The organism is Streptacidiphilus jiangxiensis (genome assembly GCF_900109465.1).
In the GTDB taxonomy this organism is placed as follows: Bacteria; Actinomycetota; Actinomycetes; order Streptomycetales; family Streptomycetaceae; genus Streptacidiphilus; species Streptacidiphilus jiangxiensis.
Genome location: NZ_FOAZ01000009.1, coordinates 160,542 through 174,755 on the forward strand (window position 1 = coordinate 160,542; position 14,214 = coordinate 174,755).

General features: G+C 73.4%; 12 protein-coding genes. 4 read left to right on the forward strand and 8 right to left on the reverse strand.

The window, feature by feature from the left end:
• Position 1: 1 nt before the first annotated feature.
• From BMY61_RS18970 to uxaC, 3 genes are read right to left on the reverse strand one after another with little or no spacing between them, the layout of a single operon-like run.
• Complete coding sequence (locus tag BMY61_RS18970; protein ID WP_042445404.1) at positions 2–775, reverse strand: class I SAM-dependent methyltransferase; 774 nt, start codon at positions 773–775, stop codon at positions 2–4.
• Positions 772–2,208, reverse strand: coding sequence for a mannitol dehydrogenase family protein (locus tag BMY61_RS18975; RefSeq protein ID WP_082014905.1), 1,437 nt, complete (start codon positions 2,206–2,208; stop codon positions 772–774). The genes BMY61_RS18970 and BMY61_RS18975 overlap by 4 nt, the downstream gene beginning before the upstream one ends.
• The gene (gene uxaC, locus BMY61_RS18980) at positions 2,205–3,644 is read right to left on the reverse strand and encodes a glucuronate isomerase (protein ID WP_042445406.1); all 1,440 of its coding nucleotides are present in this window, start codon (positions 3,642–3,644) and stop codon (positions 2,205–2,207) included. The genes BMY61_RS18975 and uxaC overlap by 4 nt, the downstream gene beginning before the upstream one ends.
• A 99-nt stretch (positions 3,645–3,743) precedes the next feature.
• Here uxaC and BMY61_RS18985 point away from each other — a divergent pair, with 99 nt between their 5' ends.
• Positions 3,744–5,027 (forward strand): lactate racemase domain-containing protein, encoded by a 1,284-nt coding sequence (locus BMY61_RS18985; protein ID WP_042445410.1) that lies wholly within the window; start codon positions 3,744–3,746, stop codon positions 5,025–5,027.
• Between the two features lie 2 nt (positions 5,028–5,029).
• Positions 5,030–6,556, forward strand: coding sequence for a nickel pincer cofactor biosynthesis protein LarC (gene larC, locus BMY61_RS18990; RefSeq protein ID WP_075003970.1), 1,527 nt, complete (start codon positions 5,030–5,032; stop codon positions 6,554–6,556).
• 10 nt (positions 6,557–6,566) lie between these two features.
• Here larC and larB read toward each other — a convergent pair whose 3' ends face one another.
• From larB to BMY61_RS19010, 4 genes are all read right to left on the reverse strand, one after another.
• Complete coding sequence (gene larB, locus BMY61_RS18995) at positions 6,567–7,250, reverse strand: nickel pincer cofactor biosynthesis protein LarB (RefSeq protein ID WP_042445414.1); 684 nt, start codon at positions 7,248–7,250, stop codon at positions 6,567–6,569.
• Positions 7,243–8,256, reverse strand: coding sequence for an ATP-dependent sacrificial sulfur transferase LarE (gene larE, locus BMY61_RS19000; RefSeq protein ID WP_082014906.1), 1,014 nt, complete (start codon positions 8,254–8,256; stop codon positions 7,243–7,245). Before larE ends, larB begins: the two co-directional genes overlap by 8 nt.
• Before the next feature lie 163 nt (positions 8,257–8,419).
• Complete coding sequence (locus BMY61_RS19005) at positions 8,420–9,430, reverse strand: LacI family DNA-binding transcriptional regulator (protein ID WP_042445417.1); 1,011 nt, start codon at positions 9,428–9,430, stop codon at positions 8,420–8,422.
• A 9-nt stretch (positions 9,431–9,439) separates the two neighbouring features.
• The gene (locus BMY61_RS19010; protein WP_082014907.1) at positions 9,440–10,516 is read right to left on the reverse strand and encodes an NADP-dependent oxidoreductase; all 1,077 of its coding nucleotides are present in this window, start codon (positions 10,514–10,516) and stop codon (positions 9,440–9,442) included.
• Between the two features lie 100 nt (positions 10,517–10,616).
• On the opposite strand from BMY61_RS19010, the gene BMY61_RS19015 reads away from it, so the two are divergent.
• Together BMY61_RS19015 and BMY61_RS19020 are read left to right on the forward strand one after the other, a co-directional pair.
• Positions 10,617–11,546, forward strand: a complete 930-nt coding sequence (locus tag BMY61_RS19015; RefSeq protein ID WP_042445421.1) for a LysR family transcriptional regulator — start codon at positions 10,617–10,619, stop codon at positions 11,544–11,546.
• Positions 11,547–11,862: 316 nt separating this feature from the next.
• Positions 11,863–13,497, forward strand: coding sequence for an ABC transporter substrate-binding protein (locus BMY61_RS19020; RefSeq protein WP_161791226.1), 1,635 nt, complete (start codon positions 11,863–11,865; stop codon positions 13,495–13,497).
• Positions 13,498–13,576: 79 nt separating this feature from the next.
• On the opposite strand, the gene BMY61_RS19025 is transcribed toward BMY61_RS19020, so the two are convergent.
• Positions 13,577–14,149 carry a GNAT family N-acetyltransferase gene (locus BMY61_RS19025; RefSeq protein ID WP_042445427.1) on the reverse strand — a complete coding sequence of 191 codons (573 nt, stop codon included), beginning with the start codon at positions 14,147–14,149 and terminating at the stop codon, positions 13,577–13,579.
• Positions 14,150–14,214: the final 65 nt, after the last annotated feature.

Below are 14,214 nucleotides of genomic sequence, written 5' to 3' on the forward strand. Positions count from 1 at the left end.
TCTACGCGCCCAGGACACCTGAGCGCTGGTCCGCCTGCAGGACGAAGAACAGGAAGCAGAGGAAGCGTTCCTTGAAGTCGGGGAACAGGTCGCGGCCGGCAGGGTCGGCGTCCGGTTCGCTGATGACCGTGATGCGGAAGCCGGCTGCGGTGAAGGCGTCGGTCATCGCGTGCAGCGGCCGGTTCCAGAAGCGCAGTTGGGCGGTTTCGCCGCCCATCGTCCACTCCTCGATCCGGTCGTAGGTGGCGAAGTAGTCGGTCTTGTTCCCGGCCAGGTACTCGCTGCCGTGGACGGCGAAGGGGTGGTCGACGGACATGATCAGCCGGCCGCCGGGCTTGAGGACGCGTCGCACCTCGCTCAACGCGGGCCCCCAGTCCTCCAGGTAGTGGAACACCAGGGAGGCGACGACGTCGTCGAACGAGTCGTCGGGGTAGGGGAGGGGGCTCCCCAGGTCGGCCACCCGGAGGTCGGCGTCCTCGCCGAGCCGACGCCGGGCCAGCTCCAGCATCCCGGCGCTCGCATCGAAGCCGCTGACCGTCGCGCCACGCTCACGCAGCGCCGCGAACAGCGGCCCGGAACCGCACCCGGCATCCAGGATCCGCCGCCCGGCCACGTCCCCGGCGAGCGCCAGCATCGCGGGACGCTCGTAGTAGGCGTTGACGAGGCTGGTCTCGTTCCCGCTCGAGTACGCCTCGGCGATGCTGTCGTAGTCGTTGACCGTCGCCGTGGCGGCGCCCGTGTGGCTCTCGTGCGTCCGGTGATCGTCTGAAGTCATGGTGCGGGAGACGTGGTCCGCCGCCGGTTCGGTTCCTGGCCGAACCATCGCGCTGATCGGACCAGGCTCGCGGCCAGCTCCGCCACGGCGGAGGCAAGCTCGGCGTCGGTTCCCAGCTCCGGAGCGAGGAAGGTGAGCACGGCCCGTGCCGCCTCCGGAAGCGGACCGGACGCGAGGGCCGGGTCCACGTTCGGGTCGCGGAGCGGCGCGCCGTGGCCGCGCAGGTGCAGGAGCCAGGCGGCGAGGACGGTGGTGGCGCCGGTCGGCAGGCGGCCCGCGGCGCGCTCGGCGCGGAGGGTCGGCAGGATGCGGACGGGGAGCTTCTGGGAGCCGTCCGCGGCGATCTGGGCGAGGGCGTGGCGCAGGCGGGGGTTGGCGAAGCGCGCCAGCAACCGTTCCTGGTAGGCCGCCAGTTCGGACGGCGGCAGCGTGAGGCGGGCGGAGGCCTCGCGCCACCACGCGAGCAGTGGGTCGCGGCACCCGGGATCGGCGACCGCCTCGGCGACGGTGGCGTGACCGCGCAGCGGGCCGAGGTAGGCGAGGAGCGAGTGGGCGCCGTTCAGGAGCCAGAGCTTGCGCTGCTCGTACGGGGTCACGTCGGGGACGAAGTGTGCTCCGGCGTCCTCCCAGCGCGGGCGCCCGGCCGGGAACGTGCCCGCGAGCACCCACTCGGTGAACGGCTCCGTCACCACCGGCGCCGCGTCGGCCCGGCCGGTCGCCTCGGCGACCTCGTCCAGGTCGGCCGGCTCCGTGGCGGGGGTGATCCGGTCGACCATCGTCGTCACCCAGCAGGCGTGCCCTGCGGCCTCGGCCAACTCGGGCCGACCCGTGGCCGAGGCCAGCTCGGCGACCACGTGGGCCAGCGCCTCGCCGTTGCCCGGCAGGTTGTCGCACGGCACGACGGCGACGAGCCCGCCGCCCGCCCGCAGGCGCGCGGCGAGGCCGGACAGGACGCGCCCGGCGGCGGTGGTGACCGGACCGGTGCCGCTGCGGAGCGCGGCGATGTCGGCCGCGACGTCGGCGCGGTCGGTGTCGAGGCCGCCGTCGGGGCGGCGGGTCCAGCCGGCCTCGGTGACGGTGAGGGTGACCACCGCCAACGCGGGGTCGCGCCAGTGGCGCAGCCATGCCTCGTGGTCGCCGCCCGCGTGGGCGGCGCTGAGCGCACCCACCACCTCGTGCCGGTCCCCGTCCGGGCCCCGGGTCAGCAGGGTGTAAAGGCCCTGCTGGGCCGTCAGCTTCTCGGCGAGGCCCGCGCTGCGTCCGGTGAACGCCGCGATGCCCCACTCCTCCGCGTCGCCGGCGTGCTCGGTGTACCAGGCCTGGTGGGCGCGGAAGAAGTTGCCGAGCCCGAGGTGCAGGATCCGGACGGGCGCGGCCGGGCGGCCGTCACCCGCCGACCGGGAGAGCGGGGGCAAGGAGTCGACGGCGGTCACAGCTTGAACGCCCTTCGCGGGTTGTCGGTCACCAGCTCGGCGGCCGTCTCGAACGCCTCGTCCTCCTCGAGCCGGTGCTCGGCGACCAGCTCCGCCAGCACCCCGCAGTCCAGGCGGCGGGACATGTCGTGGCGCGCCGGGATCGAGCAGAAGGCGCGGGTGTCGTCGACGAAGCCGGAGGTGCGGGTGAAGCCCGCCGTCTCCGTCACCGCGCGGCGGTAGCGGCGGATCGCGTCGGGGGAGTCGAGGAACCACCACGGCGCGCCCGCGTAGACGGACGGGTAGAAGCCCGCCAGCGGCGCGATCTCGCGGGAGAAGACCGTCTCGTCCAGGGTGAACAGCACCAGCTGGAACCCGTCCGCGGTGCCGTAGCGCTCCAGCAGCGGCCGCAGCGCCGTCGTGAACTCCGCCCGCAGCGGGATGTCGTGGCCGGTGTCCGGGCCGAACCGCTCGAACGTCGGGGCGTGGTGGTTGCGGGCGACCGCGGGGTGGAGCGTCATCACCAGCCCGTCCTCGCACGACATCCGGGCCATCTCCAGCAGAAGGTGGCGGCGCAGCGCCGTGCACGCCCCGTCGCTGGCCTCGCCCGCCAGCGCCGCGACGAACAGGTGCGCGGCCTCGGCGGGTTCCAGGGGGTCGGTGCGGACGTCGGCGTGGCTGTGGTCGGCGGAGGTGGCGCCGTGCTCGACGAAGTAGCGGCGCCGGGACGCCAGTGCGTGCAGGAAGCCGTCGAGGGTGCTGGTGTCCGTGTCGGCGGCCTCGCCCAGTCGGGTGACGTCCTGCGCCCAACCGGGGCGGCCGGGTTCGAGGTAGCGGTCGGGGCGGAAGGTGGGCACGACCCGTCCCTGCCAGGTCGGGTCGGCGGCCAGCGCCCGGTGCGCGGCGAGGTCGTCGCAGGGGTCGTCGGTGGTCGCCAGCACCTCGATGCCGAAGCGGCGGAACAGCGCGCGCGGCCGATATTCCTCCCGCGTGAGGCGGTCGGCGACCTGGTCGTAGATCCGGTCGGCGCTGTCCGGGCCCGGCCGCTCGGTGACGCCGAAGATCTCCGCGAGCTCCGACTCCAGCCAGTACCGCACGGGCGTGCCGCGGTAGACCGCCCAGTGCTCGCACAGCCGCCGCCACACCGCCCGCGCCTGGTCCTCGGTCAGCGGACCGGCGCCCACGCCGAGGTCGGCCAGCGGTACGCCGCTCGCGTGCAGCAGCCGGGTGACGTAGTGGTCGGGGGTGATCAGCAGCGCCGCCGGGTCGGCGAAGGGCTCGTCGTCCAGCAGCAGACGCGGGTCGACGTGCCCGTGCGGGGAGAGGATCGGCAGCTCCCGGACGCTCTCGTAGAGCCGCCGGGCGAGCGCGCGCACGCCCGGGTCCGGCGGCAGCAGCCGGTGCGGGTGCGGTCGCAGCGGGACGGGACGGGCGGGGGCGGCTGACAGGGCGGACATGCTGCGGAGTCTCGACCCGGCGCGCGGGCCTGGCAATCGGTTGCCGCCAGTTGCCGTAGCGCCTTGCGGCGGCACGGGGTCCGTGGTGCGCTGCTGCCCATGAGCGTCGACACCCCGCCCCTGCAGCGTGCCGCCGTGCTCGGCGGTCCCGGCGTCCGGCTCGACGCGGAGCAGGTGCGCGCGTTCGTCGCCGAGCGGCTGCGCGCCGAGGACCTGGACGGCCGCAGCGTCTGCGTCGTCGTCCCCGACGGCACCCGCAGCTGCCCGCTGCCGCTGCTGCTCGACGCCGTCCACGGCGCCTTGCACGGACGGGTGAGCCGGCTGACGGTCCTGATCGCGCTCGGGACCCACGCCGCGATGGGCGAGCGCGAGCTCGCCGCGCACCTCGGCTACGACGAGGGCCGCCTCGCGGAGCGCTATCCCGGCACCACGGTGCTCAACCACGCCTGGTGGGACCCGGACACCTTCGCGAGCGTGGGGATGGTCGGCGCCGAGCGGGTCGCGGAGCTTTCCGGTGGGCTGCTGCGGCAGGAGGTCGACGTGCGTCTCAACCGCGCCGTCGTCGAGCACGACGTCGCGCTCGTCGTCGGTCCGGTCTTCCCGCACGAGGTGGTCGGCTTCTCCGGCGGCAACAAGTACTTCTTCCCCGGCGTCGCCGGGGCCGAGATCATCGACCTGTCCCACTGGCTCGGCGCGCTCATCACCAGTGCCGAGATCATCGGCACCCGCGGCATCACACCCGTCCGCGCGCTCATCAACGAGGCCGCGCAGCTGATCCCGGCCCGCCGACTGGCCCTGTGCCTGGTCGTCGAGTCCGGCACGGGCGCCCTGCACGCCGCCGCCTACGGCACCCCCGAGGACGCCTGGGCAGCGGCGGCGGACGTCTCCGCGGAGACGCACGTGCGCTACCTGGACGCGCCGGTGCGCCGCGTGCTGTCGGTGATGCCGGAGAAGTACCAGGACATCTGGACCGCCGCCAAGGGCTTCTACAAGCTGGAGCCCGTCGTCGCCGACGGCGGCGAGGTCATCCTCTACGCCCCTCACGTCACCCGGATCTCCGAGATGCACCCGGAGATCGAGGAGATCGGCTACCACTGCCGCGACTGGTTCACCGGCCAGTGGGACCGCTTCGAGCACCTGCACTGGGGCGTGCTGGCCCACTCCACCCACCTGCGCGGCGCCGGCACCTGGGATCCGCAGCACGGCGAGCGTTGCCGGGTCACGGTCACCCTGGCCACCGGCATCCCCGAGGACGTCGTGCGCGCCGCCAACCTCAACCACCTCGACCCGGCCGCGGTCGACCTCGACGCCTACCGAGCCGACCCCGACACCTTCGTGGTGCCGCAGGCCGGTGAGGTCCTCTACCGGCTGCGGAGCAGCTGAGGATGCACGCTGCCTGGATCGACGCGGGCTCGGGCGTGGCCGGGGACATGCTGCTCGGCGCGCTCGTCGACGCGGGTGCGCGGCTGGACGGCCTGCAGGCCGCGGTGGACGCGGTGGTCCCGGGCTGCGTGCGGCTGCGCGCGGAGCAGGTGATCCGTGCCGGGTTGCGGGCGACCCGCGTCCACGTCGAACCGTTGCAGGCCGACCAGCCGCACCGCACCTGGCGGACGATCCGCGCGCTGCTCGACGACGCGACGCTGGCCGAGCCCGTCCGCACGCGCGCGGTCGCGGTCTTCACCCGGCTCGCCGAGGCAGAGGCCCGCGTCCACGGCGTGACCGCCGACGACGTGCACTTCCACGAGGTCGGCGCGTGGGACTCCATCGCCGACGTGGTCGGCGTCTGCGCGGCGCTGGACGCTTTGGGCGTCGAGCGGTTGACGGCCGGTCAGGTGGCGGTCGGCTCGGGACGGGTCCGGACGGCGCACGGGGAGCTACCGGTGCCGGTTCCGGCGGTTGCGGAACTCGCCGTGGGGTGGCGGGTGTTCGCGGGCGGCGCGGGCGAGCTGGCCACGCCGACGGGGATGGCCCTGGTCACCGCGCTCGCGGCGGTGTGCGAGGACCTGCCGCCGCTGCGCCTGGACGCCGTGGGCGTCGGCGCGGGCGGCCGCGACACCCCGGGGCGGCCCAACGTGGTGCGGGTGCTGGTGGGCTCGGCGCCCGAGCCCGAACCCGAGCCTGAGTCGGAGCCCGAGCCTGAGTCCGAGCCTGAGTCGGAGCCCGAGTCCGAACCCGAGCCTGAGTCGGAGCCCGAGCCTGAGTCCGAGCCTGAGTCGGAGCCCGAGCCCGAGCCTGAGTCCGAGCCTGAGCCTGAGTCCGAGCCTGAGCCTGAGTCCGAGCCTGAGCCTGAGTCCGAGCCTGAGCCTGAGTCCGAGCCTGAGCCTGAGTCCGAGCCTGAGTCTGAGTCGGAGTCCGAGCCTGAGCCTGAGCCTGAGCCTGAGCCTGAGCCTGAGTCCGAGCCTGAGCCTGAGTCCGAGTCCGACACCGGCGATCCCGGTGAGGCCGTCGTCCTGGAGGCGAACGTCGACGACCTCGACCCGCGCGTGTGGCCCGCCGTACTTGCCGCGCTGCTTCACGCGGGCGCGTCCGACGCGTGGTTGACGCCGGTGCTGATGAAGAAGGGCCGCCCCGCGCACACCCTCTCCGTCCTGGCGCGACCCGACCGCGCCGCCGCGCTGCGAGCCGTCGTCTTCCGCGAGACCACGACCCTCGGCGTGCGCGAGCATCGCGTGCGCAAGACCGCGCTCGCGCGCTGCTGGGCCGAGGTCGAGGTCTCCGGCGCCGCACTGCCCGTCAAGGTCGGCCACCAGGACGGCGTGATCGTCCAGGTCACCCCGGAGTTCGACCCCGCCGCGCGCCTCGCCGCCGCGCTCGACCTCCCCGTCCGGACGGTGCTGGCCGCGGCCGAGCACGCCGCCGCCGCGCGCGGTCTGATCCAAGGGCGGCCGATCCCGGCGGACCTCGGCGGCTGAGCCCCGTCGCTCAGGCCTGCGGCGCCGCGATCTGGGCCGCGAGGTGGCCCGCGCCGTAGCCGTTGTCGATGTTGACCACCGCCACGCCGGGGGAGCAGGCGTTGAGCATCGACAGCAGCGGCGCGACCCCGCCGAACGCCGCCCCGTAGCCCACGGAGGTCGGGACGGCCACGACCGGCGCCGACACCAGCCCCGCCACGACGCTCGGCAGCGCCCCGTCCATCCCTGCCGCGACGACGAGCACGCGGGCCCGGCGCAGCAGGTCCAGTCGGGCCAGCACGCGGTGCAGGCCCGCGACGCCCACGTCGACCACCAGCTCGGTGGCGCGGCCCAGGTGAAGCGCGGTCAGCTGTGCCTCGCGGGCGACGGGCAGGTCCGAGGTGCCCGCCGCCAGGACGACCACGAGGCCGCCGGAGGGCTCCGGTGGCAGTGGCGGCCAGGCCAGCAGGCGGGCGTCGGTGTCGTGGCGGGCATCCGGCAGCTCGGCGAGCACGGCACGGGCGAGCTCGGGCGCCGCCCGGGTGAAGAGGGTCGGTGCGGCCCGTTCGGCGACGGCGGCGGCGATCGCGCGGACCTGGTCCGGCGTCTTGCCCTCGCAGTAGACCGCCTCCGGATAGCCACGGCGGGCCGCCCGGTCGTGGTCGAGGTGGGCGAAGTCCTCCAGTGCTGCGGGCGGCGTCCAGCGGTCAGTCACGGGTCGTCACCTCTCCGGCGCGCGGTGCCTCGGTCGTCGGTACGTTGGTGCGCGCTGCCTGGACCGACGGTACCTCGGCCGCCCTTGCCTCGGCGCCCGCTGCCTGGGCCGACGGTGCCTGGGCCGCCCTCACCTCGGCGCGCGGCGTCTCGCCCGGCCGCACCTCGACCAGCGGCAGCGTGAACGCACCGGACTGGATGCCCGCCAGGTCCAGGGCGACCATCCGGAAACCTGCCCCGCGCACCGCCGCAAGCAACGGCTCGCGCAGCGGTCCCGCCGCGCGGGCGAGGTCCTCCACAGGCAGCTCGACGCGGGCCACCTCGCCGTGGTGCCGCACCCGGCCGTCGCCGAAGCCGAGCGCACGCAAGGCGTGTTCGGCCTGCTCGACCTGGGCCAGCTTGGCCGGGGTGACCTCCTCGAAGTGCGGGATCCGCGAGGCCAGGCAGGGTGCGGCCGGCTTGTCCGCGCAGGGCAGCGCGAGAGCGCGGGCGATCCGTCGGACCTGCGCCTTGTCGATCCCCGCGTCCGCGAGGGGACGCAGCACCGCGTGCAGGGTCGCCGCGCGGCTGCCGGGCCGGTCCGGGCGCAGCACGTCGTCGGCGTTCTCGCCGTAGGCGACGGCGGCGAGACCGTGCGCGGCGGCCACGGACTCCGAGATCCGGGTGAACAGCTCGTTCTTGCAGTGGAAGCAGCGGTCCGGGCCGTTGGCCCGGTAGGCGGGCAGCTCGCCCTCGGCGGTCTCCACCTCCACCAGACGGGCGCCCAGGTGCGCGGCGACACGGTGCGCCCCGGCTCGCTCGTCCGAGGCCAGGCTCGGCGAGACACCGAGCACCGCCACGACCTTGTCGCGTCCGAGCGCGCGGAGCGCCAGGGCCAGCAGGACGGAGGAGTCCACACCGCCGGAGAAGGCCACCCCGAGCGGCGCGCACCCGCGCAGCAGCGCGGTCACCCGTTCCTCGGCCCGCGCCTCCGCACCGGACAGGGCGGCTGTCAGGGGGTCGGTCACCTGCTACCTCCTCGACGCACAGGCACACGCGCACATGGGCCCACGCGCACACGCGCCCAAAGCACCGGATCGGCGCCTGTGCGCGACTCTAGGCCGCGCCGCCACCGGGCCGGCAACCTGTTGCCGCGTGTTGTCGTGCGCTTGTGGCCGCTTCCGGCCGACGTCAGTCGGCGTGTCGGCGGCGTGCCGCCGTGGACGCGCGGACGACGAGCTGTGTCGGCAGCGTCAGCACGGGCTGCGCACGCAGCGGTTCGCGGTCGAGCTGGCGGTGCAGCTCCAGGAACGCCTGCGAGCCGATGGCCCGCAACGGCGCGGCGACGGTGGTCAGCGGGGGTGTGCAGATGTCCGCGCCGAAGATGTTGTCGAAGCCCACCACGCTCGTCTGCCCGGGCACGTCGACCCCCGCCTCGGCGAGGCCGCGCAGCAGGCCGATCGCCAGCAGGTCGTTGTAGGCGACGACGGCGGTGGGCCGGGCGCGCAGCAACTCCGCCGTGGCGGCGAGCCCGCCCGAGACGGTGGGTGCGGGGGAGCCGACCCGGGTGACCTTCAGGCCGTGCTCCGGGCCGAGGTCCAGCAGCGCGCGCCAGCGCCGCCCGTCCGCCCAGGACGCGGCCGGGCCGGCGACGTAGGTGACCGCGTGGTGGCCCAGCTCCCGCAGGTGGGCGAGTGCGCTGCGGACCCCCGCCTCGGTGTCGGCCACGACGCAGCGGCTGCCGGGGACGATCCGGTTCAGCACCACCAGGGGCCGCTGCTTGGCGATCGCCCGGATCGCCCGGTCCGAGCTCCGCGAGCTGGCCAGCACCATCCCGTCGACGCCGGGCAGCAGCCGCTCCAGGGCGGTGCGCTCGTGCTCCTCCGACTCCTGTGCGTCGGCCAGCAGCATCGTGTACCCGGCGCGGGCCGCCGCCTCCTCGACGCCGCGGATGATGCCGAAGTGCACGGGATTGGTCACATCCGAGACGATCAGCCCGACAGCGCCCGTCCGTCCGCTCTGCCGCGCCCGCGTGAGCGGGTTCGCCCGGTAACCCAGCTCGCCGGCCGCCGCGTGCACCCGCGCGGCCGTCTCCGCGCCCACCCGCCCGGGCCGCGAGAACGCCCGCGACACCGTCGACGGCGCCACGCCCGCCAGCCGGGCCACGTCGTAGATGGTCGGTGCACGCCCTTCCTCGCTCACCCCCGCATGCTAAGCCCGGCCCGACGACCCCGGCCCGGCCACCAGCTCCGGCCCGACTCCGCGGGGCGCCGGGGCCGGGGTCTCGCTCTCGGCGCGGATGATGATCTTGCCGGTGTGGTGGCCGCGGAGCATGCCGAGGAAGGCGTGGACGAGGTGCTCGAAGCCGTCGACGACGGTGGTGTCCTCCACCAGACGGCCGCTCTGCAGGTGGGGGACCGCGAAGGCGTGAAGCTCGTCCTGGAGGTCGCGGTAGTTGCTGACGAGGAAGCCCTCCATGCGGAGGCTCTTCTCCACCAGGTCGGCGTGGTCGAAGCGGGGTGGCGGGGCGTCCGGGGTGTTGTACTGGCTGATCGTGCCGATGCGGACGATGCGGCCGAACTCGCGGAGCGCGCCCACCGCCGCGGACAGCTGCTCGCCGCCGACGTTGTCGACGAAGACGTCGATGCCGTCCGGGGCGGCCTCGGCGAGCAGGTCGGCGGTGGGGCCGTCGTGGTAGTCGAAGGCCGCGTCGTAGCCCACCTCGCCGGTGAGGTGGGCGACCTTCGCCGCGGAGCCGGCGCTGCCGACAAGGCGTCCCGCGCCGAGCAGGCGGGCGAAGCGGCCGGTGGCGGTGCCGACGCCGCCGGCGGCGCCGGAGACGAAGAGGTCGTCGCCCTCGCGCAGGCGGGCGATGCGGGTCAGGCCGACGTAGGCGGTCAGGCCCGTGCCGCCCAGGATGCTGAGGAACGCGGTCAGCGGGACGCCGTCGAACCGGGGCAGGCGGCGGATCTCCGCAGGAGAGACGACCGCGTGCGTGCGCCAGCCCTGGCGGTGGAGGACGATCTCGCCCTCGGGCAGCTCCGGCGTGCGCGAGGCGACCACGCGTCCGAGCGTGCGGCCCTCCAACGGGGTGTGGAGCGCGAAGCCGCCTGGGGCGTCGTCCATCATCTCGCGGTGGTACGGGTCGACGGACCAGTAGAGGTTCTCCACCAGGGCGGTGCCGGAGGCGGGTGCGGGGAGGGCGGACTCGACGACGGCGAAGTGATCGGTGGTGGGGAAGCCGTACGGGCGGGCGGTCTGGTGGACGGTGAGCGCGGTGTCGTTCATGCGGGGACGGTAGGACGGGAATGCGTTCCCCCGGCAGCGGGTTGCGCTCATATGACGCACCGTTCCATGAGCAGTCCTCATACCGTGAGGTGAGCGCCCTGTGGCCCGCACGACCGAAGGCGATCTCGCCCCCCACGAGCTGCGGATCCTGGTGGCGGTCGCCGATTCCGGCGGCTTCTCGTCCGCCGCGCAGGCGCTGGGGCTGACCCAGTCCGCGGTCTCCCACTCGGTGCGCGGCAGCGAGGGCAAGATCGGCGTGGTGCTCTTCGAGCGCGGGCGCGGCGGGGCCCGTCCCACTCCGGCGGGGGAGAAGGCGGTGACGCACGCGCGCCGCGTCCTGCGGCTGCTGGACGTGCTCGCCGCCGAGGCGCGCGGGGCGGCCCGGGCAGCTGGGGCGGACGGCGTCGGGCCGGAGGCGGCGGGTCCGCTGCGGATCGCAGCGTTCCGCAGTGCGGCGCTGCACCTGCTGCCACCGGTGCTGCAGCGGCTGCGCGCCCGGTGTCCGGGGATCGAGCCGCAGGTGCGGATCGTGCGCGAGGTCGGGCGCGGGACGGCGGGCGAGGTGGCCGACGGACGGGCGGACATCGCCCTCGCGACCTTGGACGGCTCCACGCCGCTGCCGGCGGGGGTGGTGGCGCACGGGCTGCTGGAGGAGGAATACGCGCTGGTGCACCCGGCAGGTCGTGGCGACCCGCGATCCCTCCCGCTGGTCGACTGGGTCGAGAACTGCGGGTCGTACACGCGCGCCTGGTGGGCTGCGCAGGACTGGATCCCGAAGGCGACGGTCGAGGCCGAGGACGACGGAGCGGTGCTCTCGCTTGTGAGCAGTGGTCACGGAATGGCGATCATGCCCGCGCTCTCCCTGATGGGAGCACCGCACTCGGTCGAGATCACCGATCTCGGTCCGGAGCGGCCGACCCGCCGCATCGGATACGTCACCACCCCTGAGCTGGCAGGTTCTGCCGTCGTCCGGGCTCTGGTGCGAGAACTGCGGGCTGTTGGTACGCGGTCGACCGCTGTGGCGCGCTGACCCCTGGCGTGCGGTGAAATCGGCCTGACATCGCGTCGACACCGAATTGACACTGATCCACCATCACACCCACCCGTCCGGCCGGGTGCCGCGGGGCGCGGTGGGCCCGGGCCCAAGTCGGATTTGCGTGGACAGGAGCGCTCAAATCGTCTGCGAACCGGCTGCGTTGGGGTGCGAATGAGCCAGGGGCCGGTTGCATGTGCATGCAAGCGGTATGGGAGGCTGCCACATCACGATCTTCGCGAGCCTGTGGACGCCCTGTGCCGGGGTGCCGCAGGGCGTCGCTGCACAGCCGACCAGGGAGATACGGAACACCATGTCAGCAGTCAAGCGGCTGGCAGCACTGAGCTGCGTAGGCCTGATCGCCACCACCACCGGGTGCGGCTCCTCGAAGCAGGGTTCCTCCGTGGCGGGGGCTCCCAACGTGGTCATCAAGGTGGGCTCGGCCAACGCGTACTCCACCCTCGACCCGGCGCAGGCCTACGACATCGGCGCGTGGGACCTCTACTACAACATCTACCAGGGTCTGATGACCTACCCGCCCGGCTCGAACACCCCGGCCGAGGACGCGGCCCAGAAGTGCGGCTACACCGACACGACCGACGAGACGTACAAGTGCGTCCTGCGCCCGAACATGAAGTTCTCCAACGGTGACCCGCTGAACGCCGCCGCGGTGAAGTTCTCGATCGACCGCGTCATCGCGATCGCCGACGCCCAGGGCCCGTCCCCGATCCTGAGCTCCACCATCAAGTCGGTGGAGACCCAGGGCGACAGCACGGTCGTCTTCCACCTGAAGGTCCCGGACGCCACCATGCCGGCCCGTCTCGCCTCCGGCGTCGCGTCGATCATCGACCCGAAGACGCTGCAGGCGAACAAGGAGGCGGCGACGGACGACACCAACGTCGTCGGCTCCGGCCGCTACATGATCGACTCGGTCAGCTTCACCGGCTCGGGCGCCAACAAGCAGCCCAGCGAGGTCAAGCTCTCGCTGAACCCCAACTACCAGGGTGCCGCCTCGCCCCCGCGCAACTCGGGCATCGACCTGAAGTACTACGCGGACCAGACCGGCACCAAGAAGGCGCTGGACAGCCAGGACGTCGACGCGGTCATCGCCGACCTCAGCGCCGACGACGTCGTCGCCATGCAGCAGAACCAGCAGCTCGGTACGGGCCTGCAGGTGGACTCGGGCCCGGGCGGTGGTATCCACATGCTGGCCCTGAACACCGTCGCCGGCCCCTTCACCAACCCGGCGCTGCGCAAGGCGGTGGCCGAGCTGGTCGACCGGAACGCGATCGTCTCCCAGGCGTTCAACCACACCGTCAACCCGGCCTACACGATCCTCCCCGCGGGGATCACCGACGCGACCAACAGCTTCGCCAACACCTTCGGCCGGCAGGCCTGGACCGCCACCAAGGTCAAGGAGCAGCTGAAGAAGGCCGGGGTGACCCTCCCGGTCACCATCACCTACTCCTACTACAGCAGGGGTGACCAGGCCATCACCAAGGAAGCCCAGCTGCTCCAGCAGGAGCTGGAGCAGGACGGCCTGTTCAAGGTCTCGCTGAAGGACTACATGACGCACGGCAAGCTGGCGGCCGCGCTGCTGAACGTCAAGAAGCCCATCTTCGACATGTACTCGCTGACCTGGTACTCCGACTACCTCGACCCCGACGACTACGTGAACCCGCTGATCGGGAAGCGCAACATCGTCTTCAACGGTTACGCCGTGTCGCAGAGCCTGATCGCCAAGGCCCTGGGGAAGAGCCCGCGCCTGCAGGCCCAGGGTGACTACACGACGATCCAGAACGACGTGGCCGACTACGTGCCGCTGATCCCGCTGTGGGAGAGCAGCCAGTTCGCCGCCACCCAGGCGGACGTCACCGGCGTGCCGCTGACGATGGACAGCTCGGGCAACCCGCGCTGGTGGATGATCGGCAAGAACGGCACCTCCTGATTTCTCAGGGCACCGCGCGACCCCGGCAGGGCAACCCTGCCGGGGTCGCGCGCGTTCCGGCCCGGTCAGGCCGTCATGGTCAGGCCGTCATGGAGAAGCGCCGGCACACGTGGACGCGGGCGAACTCGCCCCGCAGCCTCTCCTCCTGGGCCAAGGGCGCGTGCAGGAACGCGCGGACCGGCCGCAGGTCCGCACCGGCCGTGACGACGGCGCGCTGCGGCTCGGCGGGATCGGTGTACAGGTCGGCGTAGACGTGCAGGTAGTGGTCGCTCTCGGCGAAGCCCACCGACCGGTACCAGGCGAGGGTCGGCTCGTGGTCCCGGGTCCAGGCGTCCAGCACGTCCGCCCCGGCGGCGCGCACCCGCGCGCGGGTCTCCTGCAGCAGCCGCGTGCCCAGCCCCCGGCGCTGGTGGTCGGGGTGGATCGCAACGGTGTCGATCGTCGCGAGGCCGCCCTCGATGCCGGTGTCCATGATGCCGACGACGTGGTCGTCCCCGTCGACCACGACCAGCTCCGGCCCGGGCGCCGCGATCGCGGGCTTGGTCCGCTCGACGGCGTCGAAGTACGGGGTGCTCAGGAAGGACAGGACCCTGCAGCGCAGCCAGGAGTTCTCGTCGTCAGCGGTGTACGTGCGAAGCGTGTAGGTCGTCAAAGTCGTGATCCTCTGCAGGCGTGACGGTGGGCGTACGGCGGCTGCGAGGAGAGGTGATCACGTCC